Origin of the sequence: Metabacillus niabensis, from assembly GCF_902829255.1 — a bacterium.
Taxonomy (GTDB): domain Bacteria; phylum Bacillota; class Bacilli; order Bacillales; family Bacillaceae; genus Metabacillus; species Metabacillus niabensis.
On the sequence record NZ_CADEPK010000101.1, the window covers coordinates 1 to 20,637 of the forward strand.

Here is a 20,637-nt window from a genome sequence, read left to right on the forward strand (position 1 = left end):
GATAAATCTTTTTTATAAATAATCGAACTTTGTTTTAAACGCTCAAACTTCATTTCAAATTACACTATTAATATTTTATTGAGTTTCTACTACTAACAAGAGGCGTTTTTTATTATGTTGAAGGATTGTTTGGAGAAATATTGAAATTACAGTGATGATAATCATTCAAAAAATTGGGAGTGGTTCGATGCCTTTAATTAAGGTTTATATGAAAAGTAGACAGGATATTGATAAGAAAGATATTGCACATAGTTTAAGAGATAAGTTGCAAACGATATTAAAAATAAAAGGATAGAAAAACCAGCGTGTTTTCCCTGGTCATCTATCCTTCACTTTTCTATAGTGCTTCTTCTTTAATATTAGGGATTAACGGAGTTCTAACTGAATTGATAAAGCTCTTTCCAGATCCCCAGCCAATATCAAATATCCCTTCACCATTTCCTGTCGAAATGCATTTCATCACTGTCTCACCGTCAAAATTATCTATCGTAACAGTTAAAGAAGCAGTACTTGAAGTTCTTAAGAAATATTTCTCGAGGACAAAAATACAAATTTGTTCATCATCTTTTCCTGTTACTTTATAATCGTAAAAGACAATTAAATCTTTTAATTTACTATCCTCCGTTATTTTTAAGGCAGCATCAAATGGTTTTATGTTAAGTTTAAATTCAGCATATTTTTTCAAAATGATTCCCTCTCTTTTTGACAAAACTTCTACACTTGTTTTCAAATTTAACTGGTTATCTACTTGATATGTAAGTGGAACATGACACTAGCTTCAATAACCCTATAAGCTATATACGAATAAGGAGCTTAAAAGGTTTCTATATAATGAGCAGGGAAGTGCAATTTAACAAAAAAACAGTGAGAAAATAAATGGAAGTATGCTAATATAAAAGTAATTAAATACCAAAATGGAATCGATTCGGAGGAGCCTGTCACTAAGGGGATTATTATGCCTTTTAGTAACAGGCTTTTTTATTAGCATTTAACAATAATATGGGGGATGAAAATGAAAACAAAAAATAAGCTTGTTCGGATATGGAAAGTACTATCGATGGCTCTTGTTATATTCCTTAAAATTTATTGGTTTAAGATTCGAAGAAAGCCTAAAAAAGAGTGGGAAAAACTTTGGGGAGAAATAGGAGAACGATTTCGTAAAACACTGTTTGAGCTTGAAGGTTTGCTCATTAAAATTGGACAGATTTTAAGTACTCGTAGTGATTTGCTGCCTGAAGCTTTTATACGTCAAATAGAAGATCTTACTGACCAGGTTCCTCCCTCTGATTGGAAGGAAATATACGAAATTCTTAAGAAGGAATGGGGCGATCCCGATCAACACTTTCTTGTCATTGAAAATACCGCAATTGCCTCTGCGTCCATTGGAGAGGTATATAAAGGAGTTTTAACAGATGGAAGAGAGGTTGCCATTAAAGTAAAGCGTCCAAATATTGATTCGATTATTGAAACAGACTTCCGTATTTTAAAAATCATTATTTGGTTTTTGGATTATCTTGTTTCAATTCCAAAAGGGTTTATCAATTTCAAAGTGTTGTTTCAAGAACTAAAACAAGTAATTGAGCAAGAACTTGACTATTCAAAAGAACTTCAAACCATTATGCTATTCAAGGAACGATTTAAGGATATGGATGACGTAAAGATTCCGTCAGTTTACCTGGAACTTAGTACAGCAAATGTCCTTGTCATGGAATGGGTAGAAGGGATTCGACTTACTGATATAAACGGATTAGCTCAAATAGATGTGACTAGGGAGGAACTGGCTAAAAAGCTAATAAAAGTCTTTCTTCCTCAATGGCTTGAACCAGGAATGTTCCATGCAGACCCGCATACAGGAAACATTTTAGTATCAAAGGAAGGAAAAATCATTTTGCTTGATTTCGGAATGATAGGAGAAATTACTAAAAAGGATGCTACTTATTTTCAAAGGTTGATTGAAAGCATCTTAACTAAAAATTATTCTAAAGCTGTCGACTGCCTGTCACATTTAGGCTTTTTGCTTCCCCAAGCAGACTTGAAAACAGTCGAGCAGTTATTTGCTGAATTTATCTCTTATCAACCTGAGCAATTAAAGGAAATGGACCTCATTGCACTAAAATTGGAAATAAACGACTTGATTCAAGCACTTCCTGTTCAGGTTCCAACAAGATTTGTCTTTTTAGGAAGATCTTTCGTAACGATAGAAGGGATTGTCAGTCATTTGGCACCAGATACAGATCTCATTGAGTTAAGTAAGCCTGTTTTTATCAAATGGCTGAACAAACAAGGGAATAGTAAATGGTCCTATGTTTGGGCTTGGCTTCAATCACACCCGATTTTTAAATTCGTTCATTCTGCTACTGAATTTTTAAATGCTCCAGAAAAATTAGAAAGATTAAAGGAAATTGAACAAAGAAGACAATTTCAATTTAAAATATATGAAACGAATAAAAAGCAATTCTTTCAACTAACCATGCTTGGACTTGTAGGAATTGCAGCAGGTATCTATACCTCACATGATCTCATTTTGAATGTGTCAGTTGGATTATCTGCTATATCGATAGTCGGGTATCTTTTTAGTAGCTATAAACTAAAAAAATGGCTGAAGTACATGCCTGAAAAGCGGAATTGATAAAGGGAATAATGATATTCAAAGCAAAAAAAGCTATTTTTCATGTTAGGATAAAATAATTAACGCGATAATGTATGGGAAATGGTAGGAGGATTACAGTGGATATTGTGTTAGAAACTATGGAGTTTGTAAAGCGAAAACTATCTGGAGAAGAGTCGGGCCATGATTGGTGGCATATTGACCGTGTTTATTCGAATTGCCTTCAAATTATGAATGAAACCAATGAAGTACTCAATAAAGAAGTAGTAGAACTCGCTTCCCTTCTTCATGATATTGCAGATTGGAAATTCAATAATGGTGATGAGACAGTTGGACCAAGAGTGGCGAGAAAATGGTTAGAATCACAACAGGCTGAAGAGGAAGTGATTGATCATGTCTGCCAAATCATTAAAGATCTTTCATTCAAAGGTGCAGGCACAAAATCTCCAATGAAAAGCTTAGAAGGGCAAATCGTACAGGATGCCGATCGATTAGATGCGATTGGTGCTATCGGGATTGCGAGGGCATTTGCTTATGGAGGATATAAGGGACAGGAATTATTTAACCCAGCTATTGAGCCGAAACTGCATGAAACAGCCGAACAATATAAATCACAACGAACAACAACGATTAATCATTTTTTTGAAAAGCTTTTATTACTTAAGGATCGCATGAATACCCCAGCAGCAATAAAGATCGCCAATGAACGCCATCAGTATATGATAAACTTTTTGGACAATTTCTTGAGAGAAAATAATGGTGAGGGGTCTGTACATTATAAAATACTATCTTCTTATAAAGAAAAGAGCTAATCATTTATTAATAAAGATGAAAAATGATAGCTAAAAATCTTTTGCAGGACATTATCCTGAAAATTGACAATCAAAAATTTTGCGCTCAATCCCTTTTTGACAAAAAGGGCGAGATTGTTCTGAAAGTCACTTTATAAAATTTTAATATAGATTGAAGAAATGTTAATAAATATCCAGTATCATAGCTTAACTAATAATAAATATTTTATATAGTGAATTGAGGTATTCAGTTCAACGAAAACCTTGCAAGCACATCAAGAATATATCGTAAGGGGAAAGTAATGAAGATACGTGAAAAGTTTACATGTCCGTTGGAATTAACACATGATGTCATTAAAGGAAAATGGAAACCTATTATACTATGGAGACTAAGACTTGGGGAAACGTCATTATCAAAGTTAGAAAAGGACATAGAAGGAATAACTCAAAAAATGTTATTAGAACAACTTAAAGAATTAATAGAATTTGGTTTTGTAAATAAAAAGGTATATGATGGTTATCCTCTACAGGTGGGGTATGTTTTAACAGAACCACAAGGTAAGAGAATAATCGATGCATTAAGTATTATGCAACAAATTGGAATCGATTTTCTACTCGAAAAAGAATATGCGGTGAAAATTCAAGAATAACCATCATACCCACCAAAAAGTAAGTAATACACAAGAGAAAGATTCCTCTATATAATCATTTTTGCGAATGGTTGTGGAAAAACCAAAAATGTAGAGGAGGAACAAAAAGATGATCGTAACAAGTACTGGTATACATAATGGGAAATTTGATGATAAATATGGAAAAAGAGGGAAGCAGTTTAACCAAAATGGTATCCCAACATATTCGATTCCATTACGAATTGAACAAGCACCAAAAGAGACTGTTTCTTTTGCGTTAGTTTTAGAAGATAAAGATGCTTACCCAGTAACCGGAGGATTTTCGTGGATTCATTGGCTCGCTGCTAATATTACAAGAAATGAGCTATATGAGAACGATAGCCTTTTATCAAATGATTTTGTACAGGGAGTTAATAGCTGGACAAGTATTCAGGGGGGAAAGCAAAGCAAAATTCTATCTAGTTATTATGGTGGGATGACACCTCCCGATTCTCCGCACCTATATGAAGTTCATGTGTATGCATTAGACACGAAACTAGAGATAGAAAACGGATTTCCCTTGAATGAACTTCATAAAAAAATGGAGAACCATATATTAGAACAATATACTCTTAAAGCATACTATGAAAATTAATTATTCTTATTCAGCAGAGTGGTTAGAAGAAAGAGGAAAAGCTATCTCAACTAGCTTTGGATTCCCTCCTGAAAAACTACCATTAGTATGATTTGTTAATGCACTCACCAAAATCCAATTACTTGCGCAACTTAAAACTATAAAAAAAATTGATGAATTAAAGATGAATATATATTAGTAAGGCATTACAGCGCGATTTACAATAAAGGAAAAGGTGGGAGGTAAAACAAAATGAATGATTTTATAAAAGAGCATATTAGGGCTGTACTTGCTGAATTAGAACTTCGATTGATAAAAACAATTTCCTCACTAAATGATGAAGACTTGAATTGGAGGCCTAATAATAAAAGTAATAGTATAGCCAATTTAGTTATTCATATATCTGGTCATATTCATCAGAGAATTGAAGTCGGGATCATGCAGGAGAAGGATTGTAGAAATCGAGAGGCTGAGTTTTCACGTGATTTGTTTGTTCATAAGGAAAGCTTGATTAATACTATACACACATCCTTTTCAAGATTCATGAATGTGGTTGAAGCTTTAACAGAGGAAGAAATGTTGAAAACACAAGTTCTTAGTGGAAACAGAACTCAAACAAATGTAGAAATCATGTTAAGATGTTTAGAACATTACTCTGAACATCTAGGTCAGATTATTTATATTTCAAAAATGAGATAACTTAAGTTTTCTAATTCACTAAATTATCATTTTTAATTTAGTGTTTTTTTACAATTTTTATTGTTGTTTAACTACCCTATTTGTGATTTATATAAAGTAAATAAAATTGATAACATCAAAGGGGATAATGATGAATCTACATGCATTGCGTATATTTGCTGAAGTGGCAAAATGCGGGAGTGTCACTCGCTCAGCAGAAAATCTTTTAATAAGTCAACCTGCTGTAACTGCTCAAATTCGTAATCTTGAAAAGGAAATTGATTTGAAATTAATTACTGCAAATGGACGATCAATTCAATTAACTGAAGCAGGGGAAATACTTGCCGTCTATTCAAAGCAGCTATTTACACTTGAAACGAAAATTGAAGAAGAAATGCAGAATATAAGAAATGGTGTCAAAGGTAAACTGCGAATATGTGCAACGGATTTACCTGGGAGCACTGTACTTCCGAAATGGCTAGTTAAATTTAAGAAAGCATATCCCATGGTAGATGTTCAGTTTTCTAAAGGAAGCTCGCAAACAGCTTATCAACGCCTTCAAGACCATGCTGTTCAATTGGCGTTTATTTGTGGTGAGGCGAAAGAAGAAGAGGGGATTGAATATTTCACACTTCTAGAAGATGAGCTTATCTTCATTGTACCTAACAATCATCATTATAATGGGAAAGAAATTTCTTTAGAAAAGATGATGAAAGAGCCGTTCATACTCCGTGAACAAGGGAGCTATACGAGAAAAAAATTATTTTCGTTATGTAACGCAAGCGGAATTGATATGCCTCTCTCTCAAATCGGAATTGAAGGGATGAAAGAATCAATTGAAGCAGTAAAAGCAGGATATGGTGCTGCGCTAGTTCCTGCACTTGCGGTAGAAAATGAGCTAATTAAGGGAGAACTGGGAAGGGTTAATATCAAAGATCTTTTTATTAAACATCCGATCAAGCTTTGTAAGCGAAAGCAAGATGAGCCATTGTCCACAGCGACAAACTTTATTTCATTTATTAAAGCCGAGCTTAATTTATAAAAAAATCCTTCTCCCCCAATTATATAATTAATCTATTTAATCTAAATAGAAAATGCGAGAGTCCTTTGCTAGAAGGAGTATAGGTGAGGTAAAAAGTTATCATAAAATTTTAGTGTTTTTGAATAATCTAAAGGGAATAGGAAATATTTGGCGAAATGATTAGGTAAAAACTTAGGAGGTTTTTTATGTTTATAACAATAGACCATTTTTTAAAATCTTGGGAATTTGAATCAGGGGTCACTCATAAATTACTCAAAAGTTTAACGGATGACTCGCTTAAACAGGAAATCACCTCACAGAATTGGACGTTAGGACGTATAGCTTGGCACATAGTTACTTCTATTCGCATCATTGCATCTAATACAAATTTAACTTTTGAAGCTCCCAAAGAGGATTGGCCTGTACCAGAGTCTGCTCAGTTTATAGCAGACAGCTACCTGCAAGCTAGCCATTCATTTATACAGTCTATAAAACTTAGGTGGAGCAATAAAGATTTAGAAGAATGTATAGACTTTTTAGGTCAAAAAATTCCAAATGGATCACTATTGTTATTTTTGATTCAGCATCAAAACCACCATCGTGGACAAATGACCGTTCTAATGCGACAAGCAGGATTAACAGTTCCAGGTATCTATGGCCCTTCTAAAGAAGAATGGGCAAATTATGGTATGGAAGCTCCAAAAATGTAATAAGTCAATAATAAGGAGCGTGTGATGTTAGTAGGTTTTGTTTACAGACATCTACCTAAGAACTAAAAAAATAGCAGTATTCATGGTTAGTGAATAATTATGAATACTGCCATTTATTTTTTGGATTTATAAAAATGTAACTAGAAGTATCTTCTCTCTTTTTAAATGGATGGTTGCTCTGCGTATTTTTTGAAATTATCTAGAATTGCCTGCCATCCTTGTTGCTGAAACTCAATTGGATTGGAAGTTTCAGCGTCAAAGGTTTCAATTACTTCAGTTCCGTTTTCTAGACCTTTAAAAGTAATTTTAACTTTTCTTCCATCACCAAGTGTATAAGCAATAACCTCATGTAAAATCACTTCATCGTAGATTCCACTAAAATCGAACCCAAAACTGCCATCTTTCGCTTCCATTCTTGAAAGAAATTTTCCTCCTGCTCTCAAATCATTCTCTGCTATTGGTGTGTGCCACTCATCTGAAGCATTGTTCCATTTTTTTATATGTGCTGGCTCCGTCCAATATTTCCATACCGTTTCTACTGGGATGTGAACTGTTGTTTCTACCGTAATCTTTTTAGCTGTTTCCATTTTAAATCATACCGCCTCTCTTAATAGAAGAATTTTTTGGTATGTTGTATACATTAGGTGTCTGATTTCATTGTAGAGGATTTTGAAAATTCACGCTACTGTATTATAGGTTCCTTTGCTATAATAGTCACCTTTTTCTTCCCTTTTCATCATTAAGGGGAATAATGGTAAATACTTTGAGATGAATGAAAGACTTGATAAAGAATATTAACTAGTTTCTTATCATTTAATGGGAATTAAAATTATAGAAGGAAGTACAATGCTATGGATTTCGAAAAAGTTAGTAGGAGCCTTGAATTCTTGGGGAACGAAAAAAATGTACAATCCAATGGGGTGCACGAGACACTTTTTGTGTGACTACGGGAGCTATGAAACCAATCGCGAAGAATAGATTTACAAGAAGGACGCTCACTTAAGCGCCCTGAAATTAGTTAATGAATTTCTTCATTTTCTTATATTTTATTTAAAATGAACAGCCTTGAATTAAAATCTCCTGGCACATTATGTTCGGAAAAATTTTGAAACAATTTATGGTCTAATTGAATACCAATTTCCATTAATTCATCTCCATTAAAGCTGCCATCTACACCATCTATTTCATATGTGAATGCTTCATTTAAACCTTTTAATAGCAATCTCTTAAAGCTTGGATTTGGTTCACATAGTATTTGATAGTCAGCGACAATTGCTTTTGATTGATCTTCAGAAACAACCATCCATGTTGTACGGTTTCCATTATGTTCAAATGGACTATTGATTCGATAGAATATTCCGTATTGGAAAAGCTCACGGTGCTCCTTAAAGAAAGATATCTGTTCTTTCATTTCAACCTTTTCTTCATTCGTTAATTCTGTAACGTCTAGCTCATAACCAAACGCTCCAAAGTAGGCAACATTTGCTCTTGTTTTAAGACTTGTAATTCGACCAACCTGATGGTTAGGAACCGCTGACACGTGCGCTCCGATTGAACTGATCGGATAAGCGAAAGAAGTACCATATTGGATTTTTAACCTTTCTACTGCATCTGTATCATCACTTGTCCAAGCCTGCGGTGCGTAGTAAAGCATTCCAGGATCAAAACGACACCCACCACTAGCACAAGATTCAAATAAAACATTAGGGAACTCATTTGTTAATCGCTCATAAAGATCATAAACACCTAAGATATAGCGATGCGTTACTTCACGTTGACGGTTCGCTGGCAAAGTTGCTGACCCTATTTCTGTCATATATCGATTCATATCCCATTTTACATAAGAAATTGGTGCATCTCGGAGGATATTAGTCATCATTTCATAAATGGAATCGACTACTTCCTTTCTAGAATAATCCAGGACATATTGGTTACGTCCGTGAGACTGGTTACGATTCGGAACATGGATTAACCAGTCAGGATGTTCTTTGTACAATTCACTCACCTTTGAAACCATTTCTGGTTCAAACCATAACCCAAAGTCCATGCCTAATGCTGTTATTTTTTCAGCAAGTCCTGAAATCCCATTTGGTAATTTATTATGGTCAACGAACCAATCTCCCAACGAGGTTGTATCATCATCACGTTTACCGAACCATCCATCATCTAATACAAATAGCTCTACTCCAAGTTCTTTCGATTGTTTTGCGATCTCTACGATTTTTTCTTCATTAAAATCAAAGTATGTACCTTCCCAGTTATTTGTTAAAACTGGGCGGGGCTCATCTCGCCATTTGCCACGCGCTAATCTGGATTGGTACAATTTATGAAATCGTTGACTCATCCCATTTAACCCTTGATTTGAATATACCATTACTACTTCAGGTGTTTGAAAGCTTTCTCCCTGCTCTAGTAGCCAGTTAAAGTCAAAAGGATTAATCCCTATGCTTATACGTGTAATATCTAAATAATCTACTTCTACTTGTGCTAAGAAGTTTCCACTATAGACGAGGCTAAAACCATAGACTTCGCCTTGGAATTCTGTCGTTTCGGGGCGCTTTAAAGCAAGAAATGGATTGTGTTGGGCACTACTAGTTCCACGCGTACTAGAAATGTGCTGGATACCCTCTTCTAACTTTCGGGTTTTTACGTGTCTTTCTCGCGCCCAAGCACCGGAAAGCTGAACCATTTCATAGTTTGAGTCGAAGAAATCAACATTTGCGCTCATTGTGCGAAGTAGATTAATTGACTCAGTTCCATGATTAACAAACTTTACACTTCTTGTAATTGCATCATGCTCAGCAAAGACAGAATATAGCAGAACTAATTCAGTGTTAATCACCTCATCAAATAGAGTAATCTCTAGTGTCTCCACATCATCGTTTTTTTCCGCATAAGTTGCCGGTAATCCTTCTAACTTTGGTTTTCCATGAAAGACACGGTGGGACTTATATTGAAAATCTGTAATTCTACTACCATTTTCTTGCAATATTTGAAAAGCTGGTTCACGAAAATCTGTTGTACCATAAGAAGGATATTCTTGCTTCGTTTGTTCTAAAGAAAAGTTCATATCTCCTTCTTTTAAATACGTAATATTAGAGCGATGTCCTTGTACTAATAAATGGTCAAATGAATCTTTATGTCTTACTTTTTTACCGTAATACAAATGACCAAGTTGGTTATTATCTAATATGTTAAAAATGTAACTTGAATTTGTTGTTTGTAGGTGAAATTCTCTTGTTTGATCATTATAATGAATGGCCATATAGATAACTCCTTATAAATCAATTTTTATTCTTTACCAATCCAATTCTTAGACCCTTAATAATCGTAGCAGTTGTCATTCAATGGAGACCTATAAATAGGACTTACGCTAAGGTGAACCCCTTAGCCTTAACTGAAAAAATTACTGGTATTTTTGAATGGATATACAATATCAAATATGTAAGTACTAAATTAATTTTTGAGTATAGCCTTGATAGGTTAATGCTCTTTTCTACCAATCGATTCTAGTCGTCAATACTAGTGTCCTATATCCCATAAATCAATATGAACTGAACTTTCTCCATTCAATGATTCAATAAACAGATACTCTTGGTTAGGATAAGGAAATACTCTACTTGATGCTACGTATCTTCCACCATTAACAAATATTTCAATTGAGCTCTGATCTATGAAAATGTGTAATTTGACTTTATTTTCGATATTCTTTGCTATAAGTCTAGTTGTTCCAAATTCTTCAGCAAAGGATTCTCCAGATAATGTGCGGTCTAAAATAATTTCCCTTGTTTTGCTGTTAATAATTAATGACGTTTTTCTATGATTATCTTTGTCTGCTCTAAGACCAATAATAATTTCTTCAGAACTTCCTATAGTAATATTCATTTGAAGCTCACACGTCACACCTATCCTCTTTTTTAATTGATTCTCAGGAGACAGCTCTTTATCGAGACTTTCAAGATTTTTTCGTAACTTTTTTAACTCTTGTATAGGTTTCTGGATCAGTCTCCCTTTTTCTACTGTTAGCTCTCTAAGAATAGTAAGACATCCACAATGCCCATAGACTTCTGTTGGATACTTAATTTCAGGTAGACCCATCCAAGCACTTAAAATCCTTCGACCATCAGGTGCTTTCATTGTTTGGGTCGCATAAAAATCAAATCCTAAATCAAGTTCTTGAAATTCATCATGGTCATATACTAAAGATTGATAATCTAATGGTTTGCCAATACAGTAGCCTGTTTGATAAATATTATTAAAGTTTGTTCCATCTTTCTTTAATCCTTGAGGAGAAAAGAGAAGCACGCCGTTCCCATCTAATTCGAAGTAATCTGGACATTCCCACATATAACCGAAATTATTATAGTTTGTTTTTAATTCGCCACTGACTTGCCAATTTTCACAGTCCGAAGACTCTAATAAAAGACAAGCCCCTGTTTTATTCTCTCGTTGGATTCCTACTGTTGCGTAGTAGAGATTGTTTTCTTTCCAAACTTTCGGGTCTCTAAAATGATCGGTATATCCTTCTACAAGACCTGAATATCCTGGAGACATCAATTTAGTTATCTCCCCGTCGACACCCATTTTTGCAATCATTTGATAGGGAGTTCTAATCCCATTCTCATCGCGAGTATTGCCTGTATAAAATAAATATAGTTCTTCATTTTTAACGATGGCACTTCCAGAGTAAGGACCGTGACTATCAAAAACGGTATCTGGTTCTAGACCAGGTCCAACAGATTCCCATTTAACTAAATCATCGGAAACTAAATGATACCAACCCTGATACCATATATCTGGTTGAACATATCTTATTGGTGACCATTGATAAAATAAATGATATCGACCATTATAAAAACTGAATCCATTAGGGTCATTTAAATACCCGGTATCTGGCTCAATATGAAATTTTTGTCGGTAAGGACTTTTTTTTGTTTTTATTTTTGCCGTATTTAAAATTTCTCTTGGAATATCACTATATTTTTGAAATCTTGACGTAACCTTCATATATTCTCCCCAGCATCAACCATTTTTTTACTTTTATCTTTTTCGATAATTATTTCTGTAGATTTCTTCTTTTCATATATTTTCCCAATGCCATATGCAAAGATAATTCCTAAAGCTAATGCAATTAAATGTGAAATGACAAAATGTAAATAACCGTTATTTGCTGGATCGACGATTGTAAATGCTGGCAGGCCTGTCGTTCCAAATCCGACTGAAGTTAATTGTGTAAAGAATACATAAGCTCCAGCTAACGAACTTGCAATACATCCTGCAATTAAAGGATACTTATATTTTAAGTTCACACCGAATATGGCAGGCTCTGAAATCCCGAATAAAATTGAAACAAATGCAGAAATGCAAATTTCTTTTGTTTTTTTATTTTTGAAGTGTAAATACATGTAACCAAGGACTGCACCACCTTGAGCAACAATTGCTACAGACATAAGTGGATTTAAGAAATCTCTTCCTGTGTTGGCTAATAGCTGACCTTCAATCGCACCGAATGTATGGTGCAAGCCTGAAATAACGATAATTTGTTGAACACCCGCAAAAATCATATAACCAAATACACCTAAATTTTCAGCCATCCATAATAAACTATTTGTTAGACCATCTCCTAACAGTCTTCCAAAAGGTCCTATAATCGTGAATAACAATAGGGAAGATACAAGGATTGTGAGCATGGGTGTGAAAACAAATTTTATAATATCCGGTAATACACGGTTAAAGTATTTATCTAACAACGCGACGACGAAACCGATCATAAGCGCAATAATAATACCGCCTTGAAAACCAACTAATTCGACCTTCAGGCCAAATACATTAGCTACATCTGCACTTGCATTTCCAGAAGCGACTTGAAACGCATCTGCTAAATTCGGGTGTACCATAATGGCTCCAATCGCCAAGCCTAATGCTGGTCTTCCTCCAAACCTTTTTGTTGCAGAATAAGCTACAATTAATGGTAAAAAGGCAAAAATACCTGATGAAGCAATTGAAACAACATTATTCAGACCTGATACAGCAGGGAAATGCTCAACAATAGATTGTTTTCCAAACAAACCTTGTGTAGAAAGTAGCGATGTCAAACCCATTAGTAGAGCAGCTGCTAATATACATGGCATTATTTCAATAAAAACATCTGATATTGACTTAATAAACTTTTGGAAAGGATTTTGTTTTTGGAAGGTTTCTGTTTTTTGTATCCCCTCCATGTTTTTGTCCATTTGTAAATAATCAACTAATTCTTCGTGGATGCCATTTACTAAACCGGCACCAAAAACAATTTGTAACTGATCTCCGGCAACAAAAGCACCTTTTGCTAACCTAACACCTTCTATTTTCTTCATATCAGCCTTACTGTTATCTTTTAAAACTAATCTCAAACGAGTTGCACAATGTGTAACTCGTTGAATGTTGTCTTTACCACCTACATATTTCTCCAAGTCCTTCGAAATATCGTTATATTTATTACTCATATTTTCACTCTCCTATTAAGTTAGCGACTTTTGTTATGATTTTCATTTTATATAATTATGTACTATTATTAAATGGAGAAATGTAGACAACACTAGCTAAATTGTTGTAGATAGGAGTAGATTATGCGCTATATTTTTAATAACCACCGTGAAAATGATAGTATATATCTCTATTCCGGTGGCTATGATCCATGTGAAAAAGGCCATACGTATGGTCCAACTGTAAGAAGTGGGTATATGTTGCATTATGTCCGTACTGGAAAAGGCATTTTTACTAGTGAGGGTAAGAAATATCACTTAAAAGAGGGTGACTTCTTTTTTATTGAACCAAATAAAGTAATAAAGTATGAGGCGGATAATCAAATGCCTTGGAGTACTTACTGGATCGGTTTTAGAGGATCGTTAATTAAAGATTATATAAGAAGAACAAGCATCTCTCGTTTTAATCCTATATTTAATATTGAAAAAGCGGGACAAATTAAAGATAAGCTAAGTGAAATCATCGAAATTTCTATGATTAAGGAAGATAATGATTTGTTATTAAATGCCAAACTACTAGAAATCCTTTACTTATTAACTAATTTGTTTCCGAATATAAAAGAAAAAAATGCAGAAAGAAATGGTAATATGTTATTTGTTTTAGCCCTTCAGTTTATACGAAATAATTTTGAGACTGACATTCAGATCTCAGAAATAGCAAACTCTTTAGCCATCGACAGGACATATCTTCATCGACTTTTCAAAAAAGAGTTAGGAGTTAGTCCAAAGGAATATTTAACAGAATGCCGTATCAGAAAGGCTAAAGACTTATTGAAGACTACAGATTTACCAATTAGTACTGTAGCAAAATCATCCGGTTATGAAGATACTCAGCAATTTTCCAAAGTATTTAAACATCAAACAACGTATACACCTACTCAGTATAGGAATCAAACCATTTAAATCTTTTTGTCGAAAGAGCGTTTTTTATTTCTATAAACGTTCTTATAAAAGTAGCTCATTAATAGTTTGACGTCTATTGCTAGCATATTGTCATTTAATGCTAGTTACAGAACTGTATTATATAAGTAAAATGAAATAACTATCTCGTTAACAAAACTAGCTGTTAATGTGTTGATGGTAAGAGGGGTGTAATAAATGACTTCACATACTCGTATTAGAATACCAGATGGATTTTGGGCGGGACTGTATCAACTTGGAATTATGGCTCAAGATGTGGTTAGGAAAGCAAAAATGCCGCTTACTGTAATCACTGAATCAGTTGTTACTACTGAGCAATATTTCGCAATTTGGCAAGCATATTCCGATATTATTGGTGACATGGAAGATGGGATCATTAAGCTTCCAATAGTATTTGAAACAGCTCAATATCCACCGTCAGTACTGGCAGCTTACCATGCTCGTGATTATAGGGATGCTCTAAAGAGAATGGCTCGTTACAAAGAAATGTGTCCTCCTGAAAATATTCGGATTGTGGAGGAAGGAGAAATTTGTACAATTGAAGTGGAATGGCTGGATACTGATCAACCTGGTCCACCATTGCTTGTTGGAACTACACTTGCATTTTTACTAGAGCTAGGGCGACGAGGTATTGGTTTGCCTTTAAAAGCGAGATTAATAGAATTTAAACATTCAATGAGTCAAGTAAAAGAAATTGAGGAATACTTTGGCTGTCCTATCCAAATGGGTGCTAAGTGTAACAGATTGACATTGCATAGAAGAGATTTAGATCGTCCATTTGCTTCTTACAATGCTGAATTACTGGACATATTAACGCCTGTCCTAGACCAAACATTGGAAGAACAGCGACAAAGTCACTCTATAACAGAGATAGTTAAGTGGATATTGAAACGCAATCTAACAGGAGAACGACTAGAAATACACCATGTAGCAAGTGAGTTGGGAATGAGCGAACGAACTTTACAGCGCCGACTAACTGACGAACAAACTACCTTCAAACAGCTTTTGAGAGAAGCCCGCCATGAACAGGCAAGGGAGTATTTAGCAAATCCATCTTTAGATATTAAAGAAGTGGCTTTTCTTGTAGGGTATAAAGATCAGAGCTCGTTCTATCGGGCCTTCCGAGGTTGGGAAGGAAATACCCCTTTGAATTGGAGAAATGAATATGCAACTATAAATTCGATAAGGTGAAAACGTCTTAAATGAAAAGGAAAGCAAAGGAGAAGTATATGATGGAAATGGGATTAAACAATAAAACAGCCTTAGTTACAGGTTCCTCAAAAGGGATAGGGAAAGCAATAGCTATAGAACTGGCTAAAGAAGGAGTTAACGTTCTTATAAATGGACGTAGTTATGAAGAGGTAGAAAAAACTGTAAAGGAAATTAAATCAGCTTTTCCAGCTACTTCTCCTCAAAATGCTACAGCTGATATTGTTGATGCCGAACAACGAGAAGCATTAGTAAAAAAATTTCCCAATGTTGATATTTTAGTTAATAACATGGGAATATATGAAATTATGCAATATGAAGATGTTACCGATGAAATATGGGAAAAATACTTCCATACTAACGTATTAGCTGCAAATGGATTATCCAAATATTATTTAACTAAAATGTTGGGAAATAATGATGGACGCATTATCTTTATTGCTAGTGAAGAAGCAGTAATGCCTTCGGGACAAATGCCTCAATATTGTATGACAAAATCGATGCTTTTATCATTGGCAAAAAGCTTATCAAAATTAACAAAAGGAACCGATGTTACAGTCAATACGATTATGCCTGGACCAACGCTTTCTGAAAATGTGCAACAAATTATTGAGGGTATTTACAATCATGATCATATGCCTTTTTCAGAAAAAGAAAGACAGTTTATGATAAATAATCTACCTCAATCTGAAATACAGCGATTTATTAAACCGCTGGAAATAGGGAGACTAGCTACATTTTTATGTAGTCCATATGCGTCTGCATTCAAGGGATCTCCAATCCGTATGGATGGAGGAATGGTTCCAACCATATATTGATATGTAATTTTAGCTGCCATTTGGTAGCATTTATTTAATATTACAGAATCATGCTTATGTTTCTACAGGGCTAGTCAAATATTTCGACTAGCCTTTTTCCATTTACTTATTTCGCTCACGTGCAGCTTCAGGTCCTTCTAAAGTAGTTGCACCTGGGTAATTTAATGATTGGTCACGATCTGACTCAACACGTTTGCTTTCGCGTAGTTTTTTCTCTTGGCGATCTTTGCCCATTTATTGAACCTCCTTCAATCGTTTTCTATTTATTTTTTGTTAAATTCGTTAGAAATATTATGACAATTTTTAGGGCTTTTTTTGCTCATAGCTTTCCGTTGCTTTTTTAGAAACTATGTGAATTATTTATTGTATTATTCTGAAAATTGTGATATATTTATAGGTAATTTCTGGTATGTATAACTGGCGTAACGTGGATAACCACGAGGGAATACATATTTATAATGTCGTACGCCTGGGCAAAGCATTTGAATGTTCAAATGCTTTTTTATTATTTTTAGGGAGATGATTAGATGAGTAATGAGAAAGCTTCCAGGAATGTTGCGATTTTAATTTTTGAAAATGTCGAAATTCTCGATTTTACAGGTCCATATGAAGTATTTATAACTGCGAGCAATAGAGGAAAGGATTTCAATGTTTATACAGTTGCTGAAAAACAACAGCCTATCATTGCCTTAGGGAATCTTAGTATAAATCCTGCGTTTTCCTTTGAGAATTGTCCGACTCCAGACATCGTTATCATACCTGGAGGATGGGGTACAAGAAAAGAAATGAAGAATGAATCAATCCTCAATTGGATAAAGCAAGTCTCAATTGATGCAGAACTTGTCTTGTCTGTTTGTACTGGAGCATTGATCCTAGCAAAAACGAATTTAATTGACGGCTTAAAGCTGACAACAAATCGTTTGGCCCTTAATGAACTAAAAGAGGTCGCACCTAAGTCTGCAGAGCTATTGGATGCTCGCTATGTTGATAATGGGAAATTTATATTTTCTGCTGGGGTTTCAGCTGGTATTGATATGTCCTTATATGTTGTTGAAAGGTTATTAGGGGAAGAAAGAGCGATACAGACAGCCAATCTGATGGAGTATGATTGGAAGAGGTAGTGGTCAATTTTCGTCTACAGAAAAAATGGGAGTGGAGTATGAATATCCGTCTTTTGGTAAGCGAGGACCAGGATGAAGTTAAAAAACTGATGGAAGACCATCCTCTTCAGTTTCCATCGTTTATTATAGATAAATATCCTCAACGTTGGAGTAACTTTTTGAAGCTGAAATCTAATCGTAAATCAAACGGTTATTATGTTGCCTATACAGAAGCAAATCAAATCATTGGTCATGCAGGGTATCGATATGATGAAGTAACAGGCCTATATGAAATCGTTGGGGTTGTTGTAAAAAGGGATTTTAAGCGAAAGGGTATCGGTAAGGCATTAATAGAGACAATTTGTATGCAGGTTGAAAAATTGGGTGAAAGGAAAGTTATTCTTTATACATTGGGTCATCGTGAAAATGAAGCTACGATAATCTTTTATAAGCATATAGGGTTTCAGTTAGTTAAATACGAAAAGGATTTTTTTATTCCTGGTTTTCATCGTGTAACTTTTGTAAGGACAATGAATGAGGAAGTAAGGAAGAGATAGATGTAAAAGGTTTACCTGCATAGATAGAATGTTAACAGATTTTAACGATAGCGAATGAGCGATAAAAGATTTACCTTCGATCTCCAGCATGCGATTCTTCAATAAGAAGGTCGTTTTTTTAGTACTATAGCAGATAGGAATAGCCTTATGTATTTTGACTTTTTTGTATAGAGATTCTATAATAAATTATGTATTTACATTTTTAAGGAGGATTATTAAAAAATGACACATTCTATGAGACTACGATTCCCAGCTTTGAACCAGTAATTGAATATGGTCAAAGGCTCTGTTTGGATAAACAGAGTAAACGGGAGTAGTCTGTCCTTTTTTAATAATCTTCATTTTAAATAAGAGATACATGTCATTTTCTTGAGCAAGAAATAGGATGTTATTTCTTTTTACTATCACTATAGTGATAGGTACTATTAGGAATGATTTAGAAAGGTGGATTGGGTCTGCCTTTCTTTTTTTATGCAGTATACTGATATTTATGGAATGAAAGGAAGGGTACTTGGTGGCTTAATTTTACTAGTTCTTGCCAAGTAAGGACGGACTTATTTCCCTTTACTCTGAAATCACAGGCAGATCACCTGTGATTTTTTTGTGTAATGAAAATAAAGGAGGAGGGAATGATTATGCAATTTTTACTATTCTTTTGATACGGGCATGAAGCATGAAATGATGCTCGTATCGATATTCGCTATCGGTACGAAATGAATTTAATTATTTCGGGAGGTAGCAAATAATGGAACAATTATGTTTTGAATTAGAAAATATTGAAATCACTTATTTAGATAAAGAAATTTTAAATATTGAACGATTAGCTGTCCATCAATTTGACCGAATTGGTATTGTTGGGAAAAATGGTGCTGGGAAAAGCACGTTATTAAAGCTAATGGCTGGTATCGTGAAACCAACAAATGGAAAGGTTAATCGCCACGTAGAGTATGGCTACTTTGAGCAGCTTGAAGCTCCTAGAGACTATGAAGCAGATCCAGCATTACTAGGAAAATTAGGTGTGCCAATGGATTCTAATCAGTTAAGCGGTGGAGAACAAACAAGGATGAAGCTTGCTCAATTGTTTACACATTACAACGAAGCGTTACTAATAGATGAGCCGACAACACACTTAGATCAAGACGGTATTTCGTTTTTACTTGATGAACTAAAATATTATTATGGAGCGCTTATTTTAATTAGCCATGATCGTGCTGTATTAGATGAGCTCGTAACAACAATTTGGGAGGTTCATGATGGAAAGGTGCGTGTATATTCAGGAAATTATAGCAATTACTTGGTTCAAAAGAAGCTAGAACGGGAGCAACAGAGTCAAGCGCATGAACAGTTTATGAAGGAAAAGGGCCGGCTCGAAAAGGCAGCACAAGAAAAAATGAAAAAAGCCGAAAAAGTAGCGCAAGCAGGAAAAATGTCAAAAAGAGAGGCAAATGCCAAACCAAATAAGTCATTTATGACAAAATCAAAAGGAACGAGTCAAAAAGCGATTCAGCGTGCAGCGAAGGCTATTGAGCAACGAATGGAAAAGCTTCAGGAAGTTGAAGCGGTAAAAGAGGAGCGACCGATTATCTTCCATCAATCAAAAAGGCTGGAATTGCATAATAAGTTTCCAATTATGGCAGACCGATTTACCCTTCAAGTTGAGAACAAAGTATTATTAGATGAAGTAAGCTTTCAGCTGCCACTCGGTGAAAAAATAGCGATAATGGGCAGAAATGGGAGTGGGAAAAGTACGTTACTTTGCCAGATTGCAAATAAGTCATCAGGTTTAACCATTTCACCAAAAGCAAAAATTGGCTATTTTCGTCAAATGAGCTACCAATTTACGAGCAACGAGACAGTTCTTCAATTCGTGAAAAATCGCTCGGATTATGATGAAGGATTTTTACGAAGTGTCTTGCATTCGATGCAGTTTGTCGGAACTGATATACAAAAAAGTGTGAAATCATTAAGTGGTGGTGAAGCGATTCGTTTACAATTATGTCAGTTGTTTTTAGGAGAATATAATATTTTATTGTTAGACGAACCGACAAATTTTTTGGATATCCATGCGATTGAAGCATTGCAAAGATTTATAAAGGGATATGAAGGTACGATTATTTTCGTCTCACATGATCGCAGATTTACCTGGGATGTGGCAGACAGGAAATATATTATTGACGAGCAGCAATTAAAATTAACGGACTAATTAGTGAAAAGAGGTTGGGACAAAAGATTTTTAACATAAGAAAAATCCGAACTATAATTTGGAATTCTGCTTTAAACTTCGTGTCTTTTTTTTAATGGTAATACTTGTATATATTATTACTTTTTACTAGTAGTCGTTCTGGTTGATTTCCGCTACAGTACTCGCTTTCCGCGGGGTGGGTGGTGAGCCTCCTCGGTGTAAACCTGCGGGGTCTCACCTCTCCCACGCATCCCGCAGGAGTCTCGCACTTACGCT

General features: G+C 34.8%; 20 protein-coding genes and 1 riboswitch. Of the genes, 14 read left to right on the forward strand and 6 right to left on the reverse strand.

Going from position 1 to position 20,637, the window contains the following annotated elements; translation table 11 throughout:
- Positions 1-337: 337 nt before the first annotated feature.
- Positions 338-709 carry a DUF6054 family protein gene (locus HU235_RS09830; protein WP_095301853.1) on the reverse strand — a complete coding sequence of 124 codons (372 nt, stop codon included), beginning with the start codon at positions 707-709 and terminating at the stop codon, positions 338-340.
- A 303-nt stretch (positions 710-1,012) separates the two neighbouring features.
- Here HU235_RS09830 and HU235_RS09835 point away from each other — a divergent pair, with 303 nt between their 5' ends.
- The 7 genes from HU235_RS09835 (at position 1,013) to HU235_RS09865 (ending at position 7,050) form a co-directional block, all read left to right on the forward strand.
- On the forward strand, positions 1,013-2,629 hold the full coding sequence (locus HU235_RS09835) for an ABC1 kinase family protein (RefSeq protein WP_174880109.1): 1,617 nt from the start codon (positions 1,013-1,015) through the stop codon (positions 2,627-2,629).
- A 98-nt stretch (positions 2,630-2,727) separates the two neighbouring features.
- The gene (locus HU235_RS09840; protein WP_217451428.1) at positions 2,728-3,420 is read left to right on the forward strand and encodes an HD domain-containing protein; all 693 of its coding nucleotides are present in this window, start codon (positions 2,728-2,730) and stop codon (positions 3,418-3,420) included.
- A gap of 281 nt (positions 3,421-3,701) precedes the next feature.
- The gene (locus tag HU235_RS09845; RefSeq protein WP_174880111.1) at positions 3,702-4,049 is read left to right on the forward strand and encodes a winged helix-turn-helix transcriptional regulator; all 348 of its coding nucleotides are present in this window, start codon (positions 3,702-3,704) and stop codon (positions 4,047-4,049) included.
- Between the two features lie 109 nt (positions 4,050-4,158).
- The gene (locus tag HU235_RS09850) at positions 4,159-4,662 is read left to right on the forward strand and encodes a YbhB/YbcL family Raf kinase inhibitor-like protein (protein ID WP_174880112.1); all 504 of its coding nucleotides are present in this window, start codon (positions 4,159-4,161) and stop codon (positions 4,660-4,662) included.
- A gap of 231 nt (positions 4,663-4,893) precedes the next feature.
- Positions 4,894-5,340, forward strand: coding sequence for a DUF1572 family protein (locus tag HU235_RS09855; RefSeq protein ID WP_174880113.1), 447 nt, complete (start codon positions 4,894-4,896; stop codon positions 5,338-5,340).
- Positions 5,341-5,470: 130 nt separating this feature from the next.
- A complete protein-coding gene (locus tag HU235_RS09860; RefSeq protein ID WP_174880114.1) occupies positions 5,471-6,361 on the forward strand; it encodes a LysR family transcriptional regulator in 891 nt (296 codons plus the stop codon).
- 185 nt (positions 6,362-6,546) lie between these two features.
- Positions 6,547-7,050 carry a DinB family protein gene (locus tag HU235_RS09865; protein ID WP_174880115.1) on the forward strand — a complete coding sequence of 168 codons (504 nt, stop codon included), beginning with the start codon at positions 6,547-6,549 and terminating at the stop codon, positions 7,048-7,050.
- Between the two features lie 161 nt (positions 7,051-7,211).
- Here the strand turns inward: HU235_RS09865 and HU235_RS09870 are convergent, their stop codons facing one another.
- From HU235_RS09870 to HU235_RS09885, 4 genes are all read right to left on the reverse strand, one after another.
- The gene (locus HU235_RS09870; protein ID WP_174880116.1) at positions 7,212-7,637 is read right to left on the reverse strand and encodes an SRPBCC family protein; all 426 of its coding nucleotides are present in this window, start codon (positions 7,635-7,637) and stop codon (positions 7,212-7,214) included.
- Positions 7,638-8,089: 452 nt separating this feature from the next.
- The gene (locus HU235_RS09875) at positions 8,090-10,315 is read right to left on the reverse strand and encodes an alpha-galactosidase (RefSeq protein WP_174880117.1); all 2,226 of its coding nucleotides are present in this window, start codon (positions 10,313-10,315) and stop codon (positions 8,090-8,092) included.
- Between the two features lie 257 nt (positions 10,316-10,572).
- Positions 10,573-12,057, reverse strand: a complete 1,485-nt coding sequence (locus HU235_RS09880; RefSeq protein ID WP_174880118.1) for a glycoside hydrolase family 32 protein — start codon at positions 12,055-12,057, stop codon at positions 10,573-10,575.
- Entirely contained in the window at positions 12,054-13,535 is a 1,482-nt protein-coding gene (locus HU235_RS09885; RefSeq protein ID WP_174880119.1) for a PTS transporter subunit EIIC, read from the reverse strand. Before HU235_RS09885 ends, HU235_RS09880 begins: the two co-directional genes overlap by 4 nt.
- Before the next feature lie 123 nt (positions 13,536-13,658).
- Here HU235_RS09885 and HU235_RS09890 point away from each other — a divergent pair, with 123 nt between their 5' ends.
- The 3 genes from HU235_RS09890 to HU235_RS09900 all read left to right on the forward strand — a co-directional run bounded on the left by HU235_RS09890 (position 13,659) and on the right by HU235_RS09900 (position 16,522).
- Complete coding sequence (locus HU235_RS09890; protein WP_174880120.1) at positions 13,659-14,477, forward strand: AraC family transcriptional regulator; 819 nt, start codon at positions 13,659-13,661, stop codon at positions 14,475-14,477.
- A 195-nt stretch (positions 14,478-14,672) separates the two neighbouring features.
- Entirely contained in the window at positions 14,673-15,686 is a 1,014-nt protein-coding gene (locus tag HU235_RS09895; RefSeq protein ID WP_174880121.1) for an AraC family transcriptional regulator, read from the forward strand.
- A gap of 41 nt (positions 15,687-15,727) precedes the next feature.
- On the forward strand, positions 15,728-16,522 hold the full coding sequence (locus tag HU235_RS09900; protein WP_174880122.1) for an SDR family NAD(P)-dependent oxidoreductase: 795 nt from the start codon (positions 15,728-15,730) through the stop codon (positions 16,520-16,522).
- A gap of 102 nt (positions 16,523-16,624) precedes the next feature.
- On the opposite strand, the gene HU235_RS09905 is transcribed toward HU235_RS09900, so the two are convergent.
- Positions 16,625-16,756 carry a YpzI family protein gene (locus HU235_RS09905; protein ID WP_095301844.1) on the reverse strand — a complete coding sequence of 44 codons (132 nt, stop codon included), beginning with the start codon at positions 16,754-16,756 and terminating at the stop codon, positions 16,625-16,627.
- 169 nt (positions 16,757-16,925) lie between these two features.
- Positions 16,926-17,004, forward strand: a riboswitch (ZMP/ZTP riboswitch).
- A gap of 45 nt (positions 17,005-17,049) precedes the next feature.
- Between HU235_RS09905 and HU235_RS09910 the strand changes: the two genes are divergently transcribed.
- The 4 genes from HU235_RS09910 to HU235_RS09925 all read left to right on the forward strand — a co-directional run bounded on the left by HU235_RS09910 (position 17,050) and on the right by HU235_RS09925 (position 20,382).
- Positions 17,050-17,643, forward strand: coding sequence for a DJ-1/PfpI family protein (locus tag HU235_RS09910; protein WP_174880123.1), 594 nt, complete (start codon positions 17,050-17,052; stop codon positions 17,641-17,643).
- A gap of 38 nt (positions 17,644-17,681) precedes the next feature.
- The gene (locus tag HU235_RS09915; RefSeq protein WP_174880124.1) at positions 17,682-18,179 is read left to right on the forward strand and encodes a GNAT family N-acetyltransferase; all 498 of its coding nucleotides are present in this window, start codon (positions 17,682-17,684) and stop codon (positions 18,177-18,179) included.
- A gap of 222 nt (positions 18,180-18,401) precedes the next feature.
- A complete protein-coding gene (locus HU235_RS25495; RefSeq protein ID WP_121128006.1) occupies positions 18,402-18,446 on the forward strand; it encodes an erythromycin resistance leader peptide in 45 nt (14 codons plus the stop codon).
- A 478-nt stretch (positions 18,447-18,924) separates the two neighbouring features.
- Positions 18,925-20,382 (forward strand): Msr family ABC-F type ribosomal protection protein, encoded by a 1,458-nt coding sequence (locus tag HU235_RS09925; RefSeq protein ID WP_174880125.1) that lies wholly within the window; start codon positions 18,925-18,927, stop codon positions 20,380-20,382.
- Positions 20,383-20,637: the final 255 nt, after the last annotated feature.